Here is an 18,347-nt window from a genome sequence, read left to right on the forward strand (position 1 = left end):
GGAAACACCGAAAGCAATAAAAGAGGTTGTATATGAAACTGGGATTTATTGGCCTGGGAATTATGGGCTCGCCAATGGCTATCAATTTGGCACGCGCCGGTCATCAATTACACGTTACGACTATTGGTCCGGTCGCGGACGAATTGCTCTCGCTGGGGGCGGTAAATGTTGAGACTGCACGTCAGGTAACTGAATTTGCAGACATCATCTTCATAATGGTGCCGGATACGCCGCAGGTTGAAGACGTGTTATTTGGCGAACACGGTTGCGCTAAAACATCGCTTCAGGGAAAAACCATCGTCGATATGAGTTCTATTTCTCCTATCGAAACCAAACGTTTTGCCCAGCGCGTTAATGAAATGGGCGCTGATTACCTGGATGCCCCGGTTTCCGGGGGAGAAATCGGGGCGCGTGAAGGCACTCTGTCGATTATGGTCGGCGGCGAGCAGAAAGTCTTTGACCGCGTTAAACCGCTCTTTGACATTCTGGGAAAAAATATCACCCTGGTGGGCGGCAATGGGGATGGGCAAACCTGTAAGGTGGCTAACCAAATTATTGTTGCGCTGAATATTGAAGCGGTTTCTGAAGCCTTAGTGTTTGCTTCAAAAGCAGGTGCCGATCCGGTACGCGTGCGCCAGGCGTTAATGGGCGGGTTCGCCTCTTCACGCATTCTGGAAGTTCACGGCGAGCGGATGATCAACCGGACGTTCGAGCCTGGTTTCAAAATCGCGCTTCATCAGAAAGACCTTAATCTTGCATTGCAAAGCGCAAAAGCGCTGGCGCTGAATTTACCGAATACGGCGACCTGCCAGGAATTATTCAATACCTGTGCGGCAAATGGCGGGAGCCAGCTTGATCATTCGGCAATGGTACAGGCGCTGGAATTAATGGCCAATCATAAATTGTCCTAATTATGTGTATCGCTGCGGCTGCAGCGATACCTGTTCACAAGGAACACTCTGTAAAGGTGAAGAACATGAGTGAAACTAAAAAATCCGGAATTGATTACTGGAAACAAATTGTTGTCGTAATGAGTCTGGGCTGGGTAGCGATTTGGATCTATCGCACCGTGCTTACGCCAATTTATCCAGAAATTCAGGCATCTTTAGACAATGTAAGTAATGCTGAAATAGGCGCCATTGCAAGTTTTTACTTTTTTGCTTACTGCAGTATGCAAATCCCTTGCGGAATATTGGTCGATAAATTCGGTCAAAAAATCATGCTGATGGCCGGATTTACGCTTTTTATTATTGGTACACTCTGTATCGCGAAAGCCAATGGCCTGACCATGATCTATATAGGGTCGCTAATGGCAGGTGGCGGATGCGCTTCTTTCTTTAGCTCGGCTTATTCACTCTCTTCGGCAAACGTGCCGCAGGCCCGTCGGGCATTAGCCAACGCGATTATCAACAGCGGGTCGGCTATAGGGATGGGGATTGGCTTAATCGGTTCCAGCGTATTAGTAAAAAACATGAGCATGGCCTGGCAGAATGTACTGTATATCGTGGCCGCGATATTAGTAATCATGCTGTGCGTCTTTACGCTGATCATTCGCGGTAAAGCCAAAAGCGACTCTGCGCAAGCGGAAAAGCAAACCCAAACCGTTACGGAAGATGAGAAACGCGCACCTTTATTCTCTGGTTTATTGTGTAGCGTTTACTTCCTCTATTTCTGTACCTGCTACGGTTACTATTTGATAGTGACCTGGCTGCCCTCTTATCTACAGACTGAAAGAGGATTTGATGGCGGAGCTATCGGGCTGGCATCAGCGCTGGTAGCGGTGGTTGGCGTACCGGGGGCGTTATTTTTTAGCCATCTGTCAGATAAATTCCGTAACAGTAAAGTTAAGGTTATTCTCGGTCTGGAAATTGTGGCGGCAGCAATGTTGGCGTTTACGGTTTTGTCCCCGAATACCACGATGCTGATGGTCAGCCTGACGCTATACGGCTTGCTGGGGAAAATGGCAGTAGACCCGATCCTGATCTCCTTTGTATCTGAACAGGCTTCGGCAAAAAGTCTGGGAAGAGCTTTCAGCCTTTTTAATTTCTTTGGCATGAGTTCAGCGGTTGTCGCCCCAACGTTGACCGGATTTATTTCGGATGTAACGGGGTCGAAGGAGATCAGTTTTGTGATTTCAGCATGTTTAGTGGTCACCGGAACACTGATCTTTGCTGTCGTCACTTTATATAAAAAGAAAGCAACGCAACGTATTGCTTCAGCTTAAAAATAATTATATCTACTAATTCTTTATTTTATATTTATTTGTTCCTCATAGCTAAACCCATAACAACGTTATCCGATGCGTGAACAGAGGGATTTATGGAACATCAAAGAGAGCTATACCAGCAGCGCGGTTATAGCGAAGACTTATTACCTAAAACAGAAACCCAACGAAACTGGAAGGCATTTAACTATTTCACCTTATGGATGGGATCTGTACATAACGTGCCAAATTACGTTATGGTCGGCGGTTTTTTTATACTGGGGCTATCAACATTTAATATCATGTTGGCCATTATTATCAGCGCATTATTTATTGCGGCGGCGATGGTAATGAATGGCGCGGCAGGCAGCAAATATGGCGTTCCTTTTGCTATGATATTGCGAGGTTCTTACGGCGTCCGCGGCGCGCTATTCCCTGGATTATTGCGAGGGGGAATCGCGGCAATTATGTGGTTCGGCTTGCAGTGTTACGCGGGATCGCTGGCATTTCTTATTTTGATTGGGAAGATCTGGCCAGGATTTCTGACATTAGGTGGAGATTTCAAGCTGCTGGGTCTTTCACTGCCAGGGCTAATTACTTTTCTAATTTTTTGGATTATTAACGTTGGCATCGGTTTTGGCGGTGGTAAAGTATTAAATAAATTTACCGCTATCCTCAATCCATGTATTTACATTGTCTTTGGCGGCATGGCTATTTGGGCAATATCGCTGGTCGGCATTGGCCCGATTCTGGACTATCTGCCTTCAGGCGTGCAAAAAGCAGAGCACAGCGGCTTTCTGTTCCTGGTGGTGATTAACGCCGTAGTCGCCGTCTGGGCAGCGCCAGCGGTGAGCGCGTCCGATTTCACGCAAAACGCGCATTCATTTCGCGCTCAGGCATTGGGACAAACGCTGGGGCTTATCGTAGCGTATATATTATTCGCCGTAGCCAGCGTGTGCATTATTGCCGGAGCCAGTATTCATTATGGTATGGATACCTGGAACGTGCTGGATATTGTGCAGCGCTGGGACAGTCTGTTTGCTTCATTCTTTGCGGTGCTGGTGATTCTGATGACGACAATTTCAACCAACGCCACCGGTAATATTATACCTGCGGGGTATCAAATTGCGGCGCTTGCCCCGACAAAGCTTAACTATAAAAATGGCGTAATGATTGCCAGTATTATCAGTCTACTGATTTGCCCATGGAAATTAATGGAGAATCAGGACAGTATTTATCTGTTCCTCGATATTATCGGCGGTATGCTTGGCCCGGTAATCGGCGTAATGTTAGCTCATTATTTTGTGGTAATGCGTGGAAAAATTAATCTTGATGAGCTGTACACCGCCAGCGGTGATTACAAATATTATGATAATGGATTTAACCTGACTGCATTTTCAGTCACCCTGGTCGCAGTCATTCTGTCATTAGGCGGCAAGTTTATACCATTTATGGAGCCTTTATCCCGCGTGTCCTGGTTTGTAGGCGTAATAGTTGCGTTCGTTGCTTATGCGCTATTGAAGAAACGCACGCGTTTTGAAAATACAGGAGAGCAAAAACTCGTAGGTTAACTATTGAAAAAGCATTAAGCGTATTTAATGAAGTGTGCGCTATTTAAAAACTATCTGTATCCATACAAGGAGTTTGTTATGTCTTTTGATTTAATTATTAAGAACGGTACTGTCATCTTAGAAAACGAAGCGAGAGTTATCGATATCGCCGTCCAGGGCGGAAAAATCGCCGCGATTGGCGAAAACCTGGGGGAGGCGAAAAATGTGCTGGATGCGACGGGATTGATCGTTTCGCCGGGCATGGTTGACGCGCATACCCACATTTCTGAACCGGGCCGTACCCACTGGGAAGGCTATGAAACCGGTACGCGCGCGGCGGCGAAAGGCGGTATTACCACGATGATTGAGATGCCGCTCAATCAGCTGCCGGCGACGGTCGATCGTGAGACGATTGAACTCAAGTTTGACGCGGCAAAAGGTAAATTGACCATCGACGCCGCGCAGTTGGGCGGTTTGGTTTCTTATAACCTGGATCGGCTGCATGAGCTGGACGAAGTGGGCGTTGTCGGCTTCAAGTGCTTTGTTGCCACCTGCGGCGATCGTGGCATCGATAATGATTTTCGCGACGTTAATGACTGGCAGTTTTACAAAGGCGCGCAGAAACTGGGGGAGATGGACCAGACGGTACTGGTACATTGCGAAAATGCTCTGATTTGCGATGAGCTGGGCGAGGAAGCTAAACGCGAAGGTCGCGTAACGGCGCATGATTATGTCGCCTCACGTCCGGTATTTACTGAAGTGGAAGCCATTCGTCGCGTGCTGTATCTGGCGAAAGCGGCAGGTTGTCGTCTGCACGTTTGCCATATCAGCAGCCCGGAGGGGGTAGAGGAAGTAACGCGCGCGCGTCAGGAAGGCCAGGATGTCACCTGTGAATCGTGCCCGCACTATTTTGTCCTCGATACCGATCAGTTCGAAGAGATTGGCACCCTGGCAAAATGTTCTCCGCCAATTCGCGACCAGGAAAACCAGAAAGGGATGTGGGAAAAACTGTTTAACGGCGAAATCGACTGCCTGGTATCCGACCACTCTCCATGCCCTCCGGAAATGAAAGCAGGCAATATCATGCAAGCATGGGGCGGAATTGCCGGACTGCAAAACTGCATGGACGTCATGTTTGATGAAGCGGTGCAAAAACGCGGTATGTCGTTGCCGATGTTTGGCAAATTAATGGCGACCAACGCCGCCGATATTTTTGGTCTGAAACATAAAGGACGTATTGCCCCCGGCAAAGATGCTGACCTGGTCTTTATTCAGCCTGACAGCAGCTATGTTCTGAAAAATGAAGATCTGGAGTATCGCCATAAAGTCAGTCCGTATGTTGGCCGTACTATTGGCGCGCGTATTACCAAAACGATTTTGCGCGGCGATGTTATTTATGACATCGAGCATGGCTTCCCTGTGCCGCCAAAAGGTCAGTTTATCCTTAAACATCAGCAGTAATCCGGTGTGATTTAATGCCCGTCGTCACGACGGGCATTCTCTATTTTAAGGTGTGGATATGTTCCCTGTTATTAACCGCGAAAGTGTGTTGTCCGGCTTTCAGTGGTTTTTCTTTATTTTCTGTAACACGGTTGTGGTTCCCCCTACCTTGCTGTCCGCTTTTCATCTTCCCGCTGATAACTTGTTAATGCTCACACAATACGCTTTTTTGACCACCGCGTTGGCCTGCCTGGCTCAGGCATTTTGCGGCCATCGCCGCGCCATTATGGAAGGGCCGACAGGGCTGTGGTGGGGCGCTATTCTTACGATTACGCTTGGCGAGGCGTCTCGCGGCACGCCGCTGAACGATATCGCCTCCAGCCTGTCGGTCGGGATCGCGATCTCCGCGATGGTGACGATATTTATCGGCATTAGCGGCTTAGGACACCGTCTGGCTCGCCTGTTTACGCCGGCGGTGATGGTTTTTTTCATGCTGCTTTTGGGCGCGCAGCTGACCTCAATATTTTTTAAAGGCATGCTGGGGCTGCCTTTTGGCATTGCCGATACCAGCGCCAGAATCAAATTGGCCCCCTTTGGGTTGGCGGTCGCGGTGATGTGTTTTATCCTCGCGATGATTATTTTCCTGCAACAGCGTATCTCCCGTTACGCGTTACTGGTAGGGACCGTGGTCGGGTGGGGGCTATGGCGGTTATGCTTTCCTTCATCACACTTACCGCCGGGTGAATTAAGCTGGCGATGGTTTCCGCTGGGCAGCCACGGCACGCTGATGCCGGGTATTATTGTGACGGCGGTGATGACGGGGTTAGTCAACATCAGCAACACTTACGGCGCCATCCGCGGTACCGATATCTTTTATCCGCATCAAGGGTCGGGCAGTTCTCGTTATCGCCGAAGTTTTATGATTTCCGGACTGATGACGTTAGTGACGGTGCCTTTCGCGGTCGTGCCTTTTTCGCCTTTTGTATCTTCCATTGGTTTATTAACGCAAACCGGCGACAGTTCTCGCAAATCCTTTATCTGCGGTAGCGCGCTGTGTCTGCTGGTTGCCATTATAACGCCGTTAACCCGCTTATTTTGCGCTATTCCACTGGCGATCAGCAGCGCCGTTATGCTGGTCTCTTATTTACCTTTACTTTATTCCGGTTTGGTTTTTAGCCAGCAAATTACGTTTACCGCGCGGAATATTTATCGCCTGGCATTACCGCTTTTTGTCGGCATTTTTTTGATGGGGCTTCCTCCGGTCTATTTACAGGATCTTCCACTGATGATTCGTCCTTTGCTTAGCAACGGATTACTGGTGGGAATCTTACTGGCAGTGCTTATGGAAAATCTTATTCCGTGGGAACGCATTAAATAACATGAGAAAACAAGGAGACATGATGAAGATTGTAATTGCGCCAGATTCATTTAAAGAGAGCTTAAGCGCTGATAAATGCTGTCAGGCTATTAAAGCGGGATTTTCAACCGTATTTCCTGATGCGCGCTATGTCTGTTTACCGATCGCCGATGGTGGAGAAGGAACCGTGGACGCGATGGTGGCAGCGACCGGCGGGAAACGGGTTTCTGTGGACGTTAGCGGGCCGATGGGGGAAAAAGTAAACGGATTTTATGGCCTGACCGGCGATGGCAAAACGGCGATTATTGAAATGGCGGCGGCGAGCGGATTGATGCTGGTGGCGCCCGAGGCGCGTAATCCGCTGCTGGCATCCAGTTTCGGCACCGGCGAATTGATTCGTCACGCCCTGGACGCGGGGATTCGCCATATTATTTTGGGTATCGGCGGCAGCGCCACGGTGGATGGCGGAATGGGAGTAGCGCAGGCGCTCGGTGTGCGTTTTCTGGACGCGCAGGGAACGCCGCTTGGCGCCGGAGGGGGCAATTTATCGCGCCTGGCGAGCATTGACCTGCAGGGGTGCGATCCGCGAATTTCAGAATGTCGTATTGAGGTCGCCTGTGATGTTGATAACCCGTTGGTGGGGCCACGCGGCGCGGCGGCGGTATTCGGTCCGCAGAAAGGGGCGACGCCTGAAATGGTTGAGACGCTGGAAAATGGATTACGTAATTATGCCCGTGTTTTACATGCCCTGACCGGACGCGACATGTCTCAAATACCGGGCGGTGGAGCGGCCGGAGGAATGGGGATTGCTGCTATCGTCTTCCTGGAAGCGGAAATGAAGCCCGGTATTGAGATTGTTATGCAGGCGGTGAAGCTGGAGGAGGCGGTAAAAGAGGCCTCGCTGGTGATTACCGGAGAAGGGCGAATCGACTCGCAAACGGCGGGAGGAAAAGCGCCGATAGGCGTCGCGTCAGTGGCGAAACGGCATCACGTCCCGGTTATCGGCATTGCCGGCGTACTGGGCGACGGCGTGGAAGTGGTCCATCGCCACGGTATTGATGCGGTATTCAGTATTTTGCCGCGGCTGGCGCCTTTGCCGGAAGTTCTGGCGAACGGTGAACAAAATCTCTACCACAGCGCCTGTAATATTGCCCGCGTCATCAAACTTGGCCAGGACATCGGGACTCGTTAAGCATAAAAAAAGCCACGGTTCTCACCGTGGCAAAATCCAACATAGCTAAATTAAAAATAATCAGGAGGGCTGCCCGCCGTTAAATCATAACGTCGCGGTTACAGTCTTTGGAGTAGATGTAGCTGAATGCTTCGCCACGACCTACACCGTATCCGGCCTGCAGGGAATAAGCGCCCATGAAGATGTAGTCGCCTTTTTTCACCGGCACCCAGTTGTTGTCGAGGTTATAAACCCCCTGGCCGGAAAGGATATAAGCGCCATGTTCCTGGACGTGGGTTTCAATATAGCCGTGGCTGGCGCCAGGTTCGAACGACAGAATATGCATATTCATATCGAAGCCCAGCTCTTTAGGCAGGAAATCCAGCAGAATAACATCTTCCATGCCTTCATAATGAATACGCTCCAGCTGGCTGGCATTGCCGGAAACCAACCACGGTGCATGCCCCTCGACAGGAGTATAGCGGCGTTTATATAAAAATAGCTGGCTGTCTTCCGTTTGAGCGTTGCTAAAGGTCATCATCTCGCCCGGTGGACAATAGAGGTATCCGCCCTGAGTTAAAGAGAATGTTTTTCCTTCTGCTTTAGCTTCAATATTTCCCGTAATGACATAGAGAAAAGTTTCAATCCCCTCGCCGCCAAAGCCCTGCTGGTTGCCGCCATTCTGATGTAAGGTGACCAGATAATCGACGAAAGAAGCACCCAGCTTCGGCGTCGAAAGGATGGTGACGTCACAGTTTTCAAAGCCGGGAATAATATTTTTCACCAGACCGTCCGGCGTTAAGAGCGCATAGTTACCGTGTTTCACAATGGCGCGGTTCGCCAGTAAATCATCGCGGTAACCCGTGACGTTATTCAGATATCCCATTGATGGCTCCTTATTTTTGCCAGGCAAGTTGATGCAGCATTAATGCCAGAGTTTTGACCCCTTCAGCAAGGTCATTAATGTTGGTACGTTCCGCCGGGTTATGGCTGATACCATTAATGCTGGGGACGAAAATCATACAGGTAGGGACGCGCGGCGCGAAAATTTGCGCGTCATGACCTGCGCCGCTATGCATTATGCGATAGTTCAGTTGTTCGGTTTCACACAGCCCGGTGAGGGCCGCGACCAGTTCGGCGTTCATCGGCACCGGCGCTTCGTCCATCCACAAATCGATATCGATGCTGATATCCATTTCATCGCAGATGGCGCGCATATCGTTTTCCAACTGTTCGGTAAATTCGCGAAGTACCGCGGCGTCCGTATGCCGGCAATCGATTGTAAATGTGGTTTTTCCAGGGACAACATTGACCGTATTCGGCTGCGGCTCAACTTTGCCGAACGTTAATACCAGGGGATCGCCATGCTGTTTGGCTTTTTCAATGGACTGACTGCAAATACGACTGAAGGCATGCACCGTATCGCGACGATAGCCCATTGGCGTTGTGCCTGCATGGTTGGACTCGCCGTTGAGCGTCACCGTGTAGCGACGTTGCCCGACGATGGCGTTGACGACGCCAATCGACTGTCCGTTGCTCTCCAGAACGCAGCCTTGCTCAATATGCAATTCAACAAAGGCGCGGATATCGGTTCGCGCGGCGAGCGGCGTGGCGGGAAGGGTAAATCCGCACGCCTGCATAGCGTCGACAAAGCCTGTGCCTTTGGCGTCCTGGATATGGCGTACCTCTTCAGGATTCGCCAGGCCAAAAATGTTCTTGCTGCCCCAAAAAACGTAAGGGAAACGGCTGCCTTCTTCCTCAGCCATTGATACTACCTCGACGGTGCGCAGCGGCGCGCCGTAGGTCGCTTTTAGCCAGTCGAGCGCCAGCCAGGCGGCAAGCGCGCCGAATTGCCCGTCCAGATTGCCGCCGTTGACGACCGTATCAATATGCGAACCGCTTAAAATCACCTGCTCCGGAAATTGTGTGCCGCAAAGGCGGCCATATAAATTTCCGACGTCATCAAAGCGTGTCTCCAGACCGCTTTCTGCCATTCGCTTTTTAAACTGCTGCTGTGTTTCCAGCCACTCAGGCGAATAAAGTAAACGCGTCATTCCACCCGTAGGATCGGCTCCAATGGAAGAGAGCCAGGGCAATGTTTCTTCTATCGCGTGGCGAAAATGCTTTATCATAGAAAATTCCTGTTTCAATAATTATTGGGCAAAGGGATTTTTTGTTTCGTATGACTTGAGATAGAGGGCATCGGAAATCAGATATTGATAAATATCATCAACAATATCGATACCATTCATATCGGCATTTTTCTGTTTAATATCCTGATCCTGTCCAGGATAATAAACCTGTTTAAAACCGGGGGCGGGCTTCACGGAATTGAGTTCCTGCATGGTCTGACTAATATGTTTGCGGAATAATTCACAGGAAGAGAAGAACGCCGGATTAATGACCAGATGAAGTTGTCCTAAATTGCGTCCGGCGTGTAAATCTTCATACATCGAACTGACCTGGCGGCCAAACGGCAGCCCCAGCAGAATACCAGACAGAATATCGATCATCATCATCAGGCCGTAACCTTTCGGGCCTGCGGCGGGTAATAACGCATTGACGGCAAAAGGATCATGTGTCGGCGCGCCGTTTTTATCGACGGCCCAACTCTCCGGAATGGACTCATTGCGGGATCGTGCATCGAGGACTTTTCCCCAGGCCTGCACGGTGGTGGCCATATCAAAGGTAATGATGTCATCGCCTTCGCCCGGCGCGGCAAAGGCCAGCGGATTAGTGCCATAGTAAATATCCGCCCCGCCAAACGGCACGACCATAGGATCGGACTGACAGATAGACAGACCAATCAGGCCTTCGCGAGCAGCCTGGCGGACGAAATAAGAGATGGCGCCGCTATGGCCCATTCTGCTAATGCCGACAACCGCGACGCCATTTTTTTTGGCTATTTCAATAGCATGCTCCATTCCCATTTTGGCTGCGACCTGTCCGGCAGCATTATCGGCATGCAGTATCGCCGTACAGGGACCGGTATTCTCAATGCGGAACGTCGGCTCCCGGTTGGTGCCGCCTTTTGAAATTCGTTCGGCATAATATTCAACGCGTACGGCGCCATGTGAGTGAATACCTCTGGCATCTGCATAAACCAGTACGTCGGCGACGATGGCGGCGTGCTCACGTTTTAGTCCGGCTTTATAAAGCTTATTTTCGATAAGCTGATGAAGTGTTTCCCGACTGATTTTCATCTGTCTTCCTTTTTAACGACGGTGTGAAGCATGACTGCGATTAACATACCGGGAAAATAAAATGATTATGTGATCCAGACAGGCAAAAAAATATAATTAGAATTTATTTGATAATCAGGCGGGTTTTATCTTTTTGCTTAAATAAAAAGCTTTTTTAGAAAATCATAACTAATCCTTTAGCCGTTGTTTGAATTCTTTTGTTAATAAATTTGATGTGACGTTAATCACTCTATTTACCCTCCCGGATATATACCGTGAAGCGCACATTAACACTGCTCGTGCAATTGCAATGGGTGCAATTATTAAGGAGTTGTTATGATCCACGCCTTTATTAAAAAAGGGTGTTTTCAGGACTCTGTCAGCTTAATGATTATTTCTCGAAAGCTGAGTGAGTCCGAAAATGTTGATGATGTATCGGTAATGATGGGTACGCCTGCGAATAAGTCGCTGCTGGAAACTACCGGTTTCTGGCATGACGATTTTCATGGCGCTACGCCCAATGACATTTGCGTGGCGATTCGTACCGAAGCGGTAGATGACGGCATTACGCAAGTGATTGTGCAACAGCTCGAAGAAGCATTGCAGCAGTTGGCGCAGGGAAGCAGCGGCAGCCAGTCGTTAATCCAGGTCAGACGCTGGGAAAGCGCCTGTCAGAAACTGCCAGAGGCGAATCTGGCGCTGGTATCGGTGGCCGGCGAATATGCGGCGGAACTGGCGGAGCAGGCGCTGGATCGTTCGTTGAACGTGATGATCTTCTCCGATAATGTCACGCTGGACGACGAAATCAGACTAAAACGCCGGGCGCGTGATAAAGGTCTGCTGGTCATGGGGCCGGATTGCGGCACCGCTATGATCGCCAATACGCCGCTGGCTTTCGCTAACGTCATGCCAGAGGGCAACATCGGGGTGATTGGCGCTTCCGGCACCGGTATTCAGGAGCTCTGTTCACAGATTGCGCTGGCGGGGGAAGGGATTACCCATGCCATCGGGCTTGGCGGACGCGATTTGAGCGCCGAGGTCGGCGGGATCAGCGCGCTAACGGCACTGGACATACTCAGCGCGGATGAAAAGAGCCAGGTGCTGGCCTTTGTCTCCAAACCGCCTGCCGATGCGGTTCGTCAGCATATTATCGCGGCGATGAAAGCCACCGGCAAACCCGTTGTAGCGCTATTCTTAGGGTTTTCCTCCCCCGTTGCGCGTGAGGAAAACGTCTGGTTTGCCTCGACGCTGGATGAAGCCGCCCGACTGGCATGTTTATTGTCTCGCGTGACGTCGCAGCGTAAAGAAATGGTTTCAACAGGCGGCGTGATTCGTGGTCTCTATACCGGCGGAACGCTGGCGGCGGAAGCGGCGGGACTGCTGGCCGGCTATCTGGGCGTCGCGGCGGATACGGAACATCACCATGGCATGATGCTTGACGCTGACGGCCACCAGATTATCGATCTGGGCGATGACTTTTATACCGTTGGGCGACCACATCCGATGATCGACCCGGCGTTACGTAATCAGCTTATCGCCGGGCTTGGCACGCAGCCGCAGGTACGCGTGTTATTAGTGGACGTCGTTATTGGTTTTGGCGCGACCGCCGATCCCGCCGCATCGCTGATTCAGGCCTGGCAGAAGGCATGTGCCGCACGCGCCAGCGATCAGCCGCTGTTCGCCATCGCAACCGTCACCGGAACGGAACGCGATCCTCAGTGCCGCTCGCAACAAATCGCCGCGCTCGAAGATGCCGGCATCACGGTAGTGGATTCTCTTCCCGAAGCCACTCTGTTGGCCGCGGAACTGATTCGACCCACTCTCTCTTCCACTCATCCATCAGCCCCCCGGTTACTGGAAGCGGTGGCGGTGATTAATGCCGGGTTACGTAGCTTCGCGCTGGATTTACAGGCTGCCGGTATGCCCGTGGTGCACTACCAGTGGGCGCCTGTCGCTGGCGGTAATAAAAAACTGGCTCGTCTGTTAGAACGTTTGCAATAAGGGGTTCCCATGTTTACATCAGTGGCGCAAGCCAACGCTGCAGTCATCGAACAAATTCGTCGCGCACGTCCGCACTGGCTGGATGTGAAGCCAGCTTCTTCATTAATTAGCGTGCTCAATCAGGGGAAAACGCTTCTTCATGCCGGCCCGCCGATGCGCTGGCAAGAGATGACCGGCCCGATGAAAGGCGCCTGTATCGGCGCATGCCTGTTTGAAGGATGGGCCAAAGATGAAATGAGCGCGCTCGCGCTGTTAGAGCAGGGAAAGGTCAACTTTATTCCCTGCCATCACGTTAACGCCGTGGGGCCGATGGGCGGTATTACGTCAGCCAGTATGCCGATGCTGGTCGTGGAAAATATCACCGACGGCAATCGTGCGTACTGCAATCTCAACGAAGGGATCGGCAAAGTGATGCGTTTCGGCGCCTATGGCGAAGATGTTCAACAACGTTTGCGCTGGATGCGTGATGTGCTGATGCCGGTATTAAGCGCGGCGCTGGGACGTCTGGAGCGGGGCCTCGACCTGACCGCAATGATGGCGCAGGGCATTACGATGGGAGATGAATTCCACCAGCGCAATATCGCCTCTTCCGCATTGCTGATGCGCACGTTGGCGCCGCATATCGCCCGTCTGGAACACGATAAGCAGCAGATAGCGGAAGTGATGGATTTTCTGAGCGTCACCGATCAATTCTTCCTTAATCTGGCGATGGCCTACTGTAAAGCCGCCATGGACGCGGGCGCGCAGATTCGCGCCGGCAGTATTGTGACGGCGATGACCCGCAATGGCGATATGTTTGGCATTCGGGTTAGCGGTCTGGGCGACCGTTGGTTCACCGCGCCTGTTAATACGCCACAGGGGCTATTTTTTACCGGTTTTTCGCAGGATCAGGCCAACCCGGACATGGGCGACAGCGCCATTACTGAAACGTTTGGTATTGGCGGCGCAGCGATGATTGCCGCGCCTGGCGTAACGCGTTTTGTTGGTGCCGGGGGAATGGAAGCGGCGAAATCTGTTTCTGAAGAGATGGCTGAAATTTATCTCGAACGCAACATGCAGCTACAAATCCCCGGCTGGGATTTTCAGGGGGCCTGTCTGGGACTGGATATCCGCCGCGTGGTCGAGACCGGAATTACGCCGCTGATTAACACGGGTATCGCGCATAAAGAGGCGGGGATTGGCCAGATTGGCGCGGGAACCGTCCGTGCGCCGCTGGCCTGTTTCGAGCAGGCGCTGGAAGCGCTGGCGGAAAGCATGGGCGTAAGTTAAGAGAGCGTCTCATGAAACGTATCCATCCTCTTATGGCAAGCCGACAATCGGCGGATTATCGGCAACCCTGGCAGATGTCAGGGGTATGGCGTCGCTCTATTAATTTTGTGGCGAAAAGCGGTGAGTTATTAACACTTCACCGTCGGGGGAGCGGCTTCAGTCCGGGAGGGTGGATACTGCGCGGCGGCGATTTTGACGCCTTGCGCGATGTGCTCACCGATGGCGAAAAACCGCAGTCAACCGCTGCCGGTATTCAGATTGGCGAGTTTCTTTTATGTGAGCCGGAGAGGCGCTGTTCGCTGCGGGTTCCGCGCTATCTTGCGTCGCCGCGTCTTAACGCGACGTACATGCAGCGTAGTGAGGAGACGGGACTGTTTGGGCCGTTAACCGTCGCCGCAGCCCAGCCTCTATGTCCGGAACTTCGCCAGTTTTGTCACTGCTTTCAGTCGGCGCTTGCAGGTGCTGCGACTGACTGGCGGCTATGGCTGGGTAAAGGGCCGGGCTTAACGCCCAGTCATGACGACACGCTGACGGGAATGTTGCTGGCGGCCTGGTATTTTGGCGCCATAGATGAACGCGCCGGGCGTAATTTTTTTGCCCAATCCGGCAGCCTTGATCGGGCGACGACGCTCGTGAGCGTTAGCTATTTACGCTATGCGGCTATGGGTTATTTCGCGTCGCCTTTACTCCACTTTATTCATGCGCTGCGACGAGATGCTCGCACAGAAACGGCGATTGACGGACTGCTGGCGCTGGGGCACACCTCTGGCGCGGATACGCTGCTGGGGTTCTGGCTTGGACAACAAATAGTAAAAGGATAGGGAATGAAAACGTTGGTAGTTGCTCTTGGCGGCAACGCATTATTGCAGCGCGGAGAAGCGCTAACGGCAGAGAATCAATATCGCAATATTGCCGACGCGGTGCCTGCGCTGGCGCGACTTGCCCGCTCGTATCGGCTGGCGATAGTACATGGCAACGGCCCCCAGGTCGGCCTGTTGGCTTTACAGAACCTTGCCTGGAAAGCCGTTGAGCCTTATCCGCTGGATGTGCTGGTAGCGGAGAGTCAGGGCATGATCGGCTATATGCTGGCGCAGCGTCTGGCGCTTGAACCCGATATGCCGCCGGTGACTGCGGTATTAACGCGGATAAAGGTATCGGCGGACGATCCTGCTTTTCTTGAACCGGAAAAGTTTATCGGTCCCGTTTATTCGCCAGAAGAGCAAATGTCGCTGGAAGCGACTTATGGCTGGCATATGAAACGTGATGGAAAATATCTGCGCCGTGTCGTTGCTTCCCCGGCGCCGCGTCAGATTATCGAAAGCGCCGCTATTGAGTTATTGCTAAAAGAGGGCCATGTGGTGATTTGCAGCGGCGGTGGCGGGGTACCTGTTGCCGGCGAGGGCGAAGGGGTCGAGGCGGTGATAGATAAAGACCTGGCGGCGGCATTGCTGGCGGAGCAGATAGCGGCCGATGGTCTGATCATTTTGACGGATGCGGATGCGGTGTATGAACATTGGGGGACCCCGCAGCAGCGCGCTATTCGTCAGGCTTCGCCCGATGAGCTGGCGCCGTTTGCCAAAGCTGATGGCGCGATGGGGCCGAAGGTGACCGCGGTAAGCGGGTATGTGAAGCGGTGCGGAAAGCCGGCATGGATTGGCGCATTATCGCGTATTGACGATACCCTGGCGGGCAGGGCGGGAACCTGCATCTGTCTGTGATCGCGACGGGCGGCGACAGAGAATGCGCCGCCCACGCTGTTTATTTAAGCTTACTTTGCGCCCAGATAATGCCGCTGGCGTATTCGCCCGGCAGGAGCGGAGAGAGCGCTTCCAGGGTGGCGCTAAGACGTGACGTATCGCTGTCGGTCAGATTCAGATGGCCGACTTTTCGCCCCGGACGTACCGCTTTATCATACCAGTGCAGATGTACCAGCGGCAGCTTCAGCCAGTCGTAATTCAGCTCGCTGCCGATCAGATTGATCATCACCGACGGGGCGTTAATCACTGGCGCGGGCAACGGCAGGCCGGTAATCGCGCGCAAATGCAATTCAAACTGACTGATGCTGGCGCCATTTTGCGTCCAGTGTCCGCTGTTATGCACGCGCGGCGCCAGTTCATTGATTAACAGGCCTTCCGGCGTGATAAAACATTCCATCGCCATTACGCCGACGTAGTTCAGCGCCTGCATAATTGCTGACAGCATCGATTCCGCCTGCTCCTGCTGTTCGGCGTTCGCCTGTGGGAACGCGACGCTGGTCCGCAAGATGCCGTCCTGATGCAAATTGTGCGTCAGCGGGTAAAACACGGTACTGCCGTCATGAGCGCGCGCACCGACTAACGACACTTCGCCGGAAAAATGGATGCCGCGCTCAACAATACATTCGCCATAGCAGTCATCCGGCAGTTGCCCGGTTTCGTCCGCGCGTAGACGCCACTGCCCGCGACCGTCGTAGCCGCCAACGCGACGCTTAATAATCGCCAGTTCGCCCAGACGGTCAAAGATGCCGGACCACTCGTCGGCGCTGGTCAGCAGCTGCCACGGCGCGGTCGCGAGTCCCAGTTTATCGAAAAGTTGTTTTTGTGTCAGACGGTCGGCGATGATCGGAAATATATCACGATTGACGAAGGCCGGGTGGCGCGCCAGCTCGCGGGTAAGCGCGGTTTCCGGCCAGCGCTCAATCTCTGCGGTAATGACGCTCTGCTGTACCGGCACGGCGGTAGGCTCTGCATCCAGACCAACCGGCCAGACGGCGATACCCAGCGGTTCGCCCGCCTGGCGCAGCATTCGGCCCAGTTGCCCGTTGCCGAGAACGCAAACTTGCTTCATAGCGTCCCCCGCGGATCGGGATTTTCCAGAACTTCATCGGTTTGCGCTTTGCGCCAGTCGGCGATGCGCTGATGCAGTTCCGCGTCGTGTTGCGCCAGAATCTGCGCGGCGAGCAGGGCGGCGTTAGCGGCACCGGCTTTACCGATCGCCAGCGTACCCACCGGAATGCCGCGCGGCATCTGCACAATGGAGTAGAGGCTATCCACGCCGCTTAGCGCAGCGCTTTGTACCGGCACGCCGAGTACCGGGACCAGCGTTTTTGCCGCAATCATTCCCGGTAGGTGTGCCGCGCCGCCCGCGCCGGCAATAATCACTTGATATCCGTTCTCTTCCGCCGTTTCGGCGAAGCTGAACAGCTTATCGGGGGTGCGATGGGCGGAAACCACTTCTACATGGTGCGGGACATCCAGAATTTCAAAAATTTCGGCGGCGAATTGCATGGTAGCCCAGTCGCTTTTGGACCCCATCACGATGGCGACACGCGCCGGATTATTGCGGGAAGACATGCGTCTTAAAACTCCTGTGGTGCGGGACACGCTGCTTTTGAGGTGTCAGAGAATAGCATGATAATCAGGCAAGGAAAACGGTTGCGTGTGCGCCGTAACGGACGATTCGACGAACATTTACAGGGGGAAGGCGATTAACTCCACGTTGTCCGGCGTGACTTTTACCATTGAACCTTCATGATGCCATGCGCCTAACACCACGCGGAACGCGGGCTGGTCGTTGGCGGAAAGTTCATGCACTGCCGGGCGGTGGGTGTGACCGTGAATCAGCCACTGTACGCGGTGTTTTTCCATTTCGGCGACGACGGTCTGCGCATTGACGTCCATAATATCCAGCGATTTGCTGCTGTTGGCGGCTTTACTGCCGGCGCGCATTCTGGCGGCGATACGGCGGCGGATAAACAGCGGCAGGGTAAGGAACAGTCGTTGAATCCACGGATTATGGACTTTGGCGCGAAACGCCTGATAACCGGCATCATCGGTACAAAGCGTATCGCCGTGCATAATCAATACATTGCGGCCATACAGGTCGAGCACCTTTTCCTGCGGCAGTAGAATCATGCCGCTTTCGCGGGCAAATCGCTTGCCAATCAGGAAGTCGCGATTACCATGAATAAAGAAGCAGGGGACGCCGGAATCAACCAGCGATTTAATGGCAACGGCCATTTCACGATGTAGCGGGTTGGGGTCGTCGTCGCCAATCCAGGCTTCGAAGAGATCGCCAAGAATATACAGCGCGTCGGCCTGACGGGCTTCTACGGCTAAAAAACGTAGAAAACCGGCGACGATCGCCGGTTCTTCCGTTTGTAGATGCAAGTCTGCAATAAACAGTGTCGCCACGA

General features: G+C 52.7%; 16 protein-coding genes. 10 read left to right on the top strand and 6 right to left on the bottom strand.

What is annotated here, in order from left to right; translation table 11 throughout:
• Window positions 1-32: 32 nt before the first annotated feature.
• From glxR to glxK, 6 genes are all read left to right on the top strand, one after another.
• Window positions 33-911 (top strand): 2-hydroxy-3-oxopropionate reductase, encoded by an 879-nt coding sequence (gene glxR, locus NA624_RS13135; protein ID WP_000765810.1) that lies wholly within the window; start codon window positions 33-35, stop codon window positions 909-911.
• Window positions 912-976: 65 nt separating this feature from the next.
• Window positions 977-2,224 carry an MFS transporter gene (locus NA624_RS13140; RefSeq protein WP_000005070.1) on the top strand — a complete coding sequence of 416 codons (1,248 nt, stop codon included), beginning with the start codon at window positions 977-979 and terminating at the stop codon, window positions 2,222-2,224.
• Between the two features lie 95 nt (window positions 2,225-2,319).
• Window positions 2,320-3,774 carry an allantoin transporter gene (locus tag NA624_RS13145; RefSeq protein ID WP_000401066.1) on the top strand — a complete coding sequence of 485 codons (1,455 nt, stop codon included), beginning with the start codon at window positions 2,320-2,322 and terminating at the stop codon, window positions 3,772-3,774.
• A gap of 78 nt (window positions 3,775-3,852) precedes the next feature.
• Window positions 3,853-5,214: an allantoinase AllB gene (allB, locus tag NA624_RS13150; protein ID WP_000006865.1), complete on the top strand. Its 1,362-nt coding sequence runs from the start codon at window positions 3,853-3,855 to the stop codon at window positions 5,212-5,214.
• Between the two features lie 58 nt (window positions 5,215-5,272).
• A complete protein-coding gene (locus NA624_RS13155) occupies window positions 5,273-6,571 on the top strand; it encodes a uracil/xanthine transporter (protein ID WP_000484499.1) in 1,299 nt (432 codons plus the stop codon).
• A gap of 22 nt (window positions 6,572-6,593) precedes the next feature.
• Window positions 6,594-7,742: a glycerate 3-kinase gene (gene glxK, locus NA624_RS13160; protein ID WP_000706331.1), complete on the top strand. Its 1,149-nt coding sequence runs from the start codon at window positions 6,594-6,596 to the stop codon at window positions 7,740-7,742.
• 79 nt (window positions 7,743-7,821) lie between these two features.
• On the opposite strand, the gene allE is transcribed toward glxK, so the two are convergent.
• Genes allE through allD form a run of 3 tightly spaced genes read right to left on the bottom strand, consistent with a single transcriptional unit; the run spans window position 7,822 to window position 10,924 of the window.
• Complete coding sequence (allE, locus tag NA624_RS13165) at window positions 7,822-8,607, bottom strand: (S)-ureidoglycine aminohydrolase (protein WP_000540985.1); 786 nt, start codon at window positions 8,605-8,607, stop codon at window positions 7,822-7,824.
• A 10-nt stretch (window positions 8,608-8,617) separates the two neighbouring features.
• A complete protein-coding gene (gene allC, locus NA624_RS13170; protein WP_000589771.1) occupies window positions 8,618-9,853 on the bottom strand; it encodes an allantoate deiminase in 1,236 nt (411 codons plus the stop codon).
• Window positions 9,854-9,874: 21 nt separating this feature from the next.
• The gene (gene allD / locus NA624_RS13175; protein ID WP_000703936.1) at window positions 9,875-10,924 is read right to left on the bottom strand and encodes an ureidoglycolate dehydrogenase AllD; all 1,050 of its coding nucleotides are present in this window, start codon (window positions 10,922-10,924) and stop codon (window positions 9,875-9,877) included.
• A 315-nt stretch (window positions 10,925-11,239) separates the two neighbouring features.
• Here allD and NA624_RS13180 point away from each other — a divergent pair, with 315 nt between their 5' ends.
• From NA624_RS13180 to NA624_RS13195, 4 genes are read left to right on the top strand one after another with little or no spacing between them, the layout of a single operon-like run.
• On the top strand, window positions 11,240-12,904 hold the full coding sequence (locus NA624_RS13180) for an acyl-CoA synthetase FdrA (RefSeq protein WP_000580907.1): 1,665 nt from the start codon (window positions 11,240-11,242) through the stop codon (window positions 12,902-12,904).
• 9 nt (window positions 12,905-12,913) lie between these two features.
• Window positions 12,914-14,173, top strand: a complete 1,260-nt coding sequence (locus tag NA624_RS13185) for a DUF1116 domain-containing protein (RefSeq protein WP_000495330.1) — start codon at window positions 12,914-12,916, stop codon at window positions 14,171-14,173.
• An 11-nt stretch (window positions 14,174-14,184) separates the two neighbouring features.
• The gene (locus tag NA624_RS13190; RefSeq protein ID WP_000821191.1) at window positions 14,185-14,994 is read left to right on the top strand and encodes a DUF2877 domain-containing protein; all 810 of its coding nucleotides are present in this window, start codon (window positions 14,185-14,187) and stop codon (window positions 14,992-14,994) included.
• 3 nt (window positions 14,995-14,997) lie between these two features.
• Window positions 14,998-15,891 carry a carbamate kinase gene (locus tag NA624_RS13195; protein ID WP_000855342.1) on the top strand — a complete coding sequence of 298 codons (894 nt, stop codon included), beginning with the start codon at window positions 14,998-15,000 and terminating at the stop codon, window positions 15,889-15,891.
• A gap of 40 nt (window positions 15,892-15,931) precedes the next feature.
• On the opposite strand, the gene purK is transcribed toward NA624_RS13195, so the two are convergent.
• From purK to lpxH, 3 genes are all read right to left on the bottom strand, one after another.
• On the bottom strand, window positions 15,932-16,999 hold the full coding sequence (gene purK, locus NA624_RS13200) for a 5-(carboxyamino)imidazole ribonucleotide synthase (RefSeq protein ID WP_000815589.1): 1,068 nt from the start codon (window positions 16,997-16,999) through the stop codon (window positions 15,932-15,934).
• The gene (gene purE / locus NA624_RS13205; RefSeq protein ID WP_000098736.1) at window positions 16,996-17,505 is read right to left on the bottom strand and encodes a 5-(carboxyamino)imidazole ribonucleotide mutase; all 510 of its coding nucleotides are present in this window, start codon (window positions 17,503-17,505) and stop codon (window positions 16,996-16,998) included. Before purE ends, purK begins: the two co-directional genes overlap by 4 nt.
• Before the next feature lie 117 nt (window positions 17,506-17,622).
• Window positions 17,623-18,345: a UDP-2,3-diacylglucosamine diphosphatase gene (gene lpxH / locus NA624_RS13210; RefSeq protein WP_000212281.1), complete on the bottom strand. Its 723-nt coding sequence runs from the start codon at window positions 18,343-18,345 to the stop codon at window positions 17,623-17,625.
• Window positions 18,346-18,347 lie beyond the last annotated feature (2 nt).

This window comes from Salmonella sp. NW38 (assembly GCF_051807745.1).
Classification (GTDB): Bacteria; Pseudomonadota; Gammaproteobacteria; order Enterobacterales; family Enterobacteriaceae; genus Salmonella; species Salmonella enterica.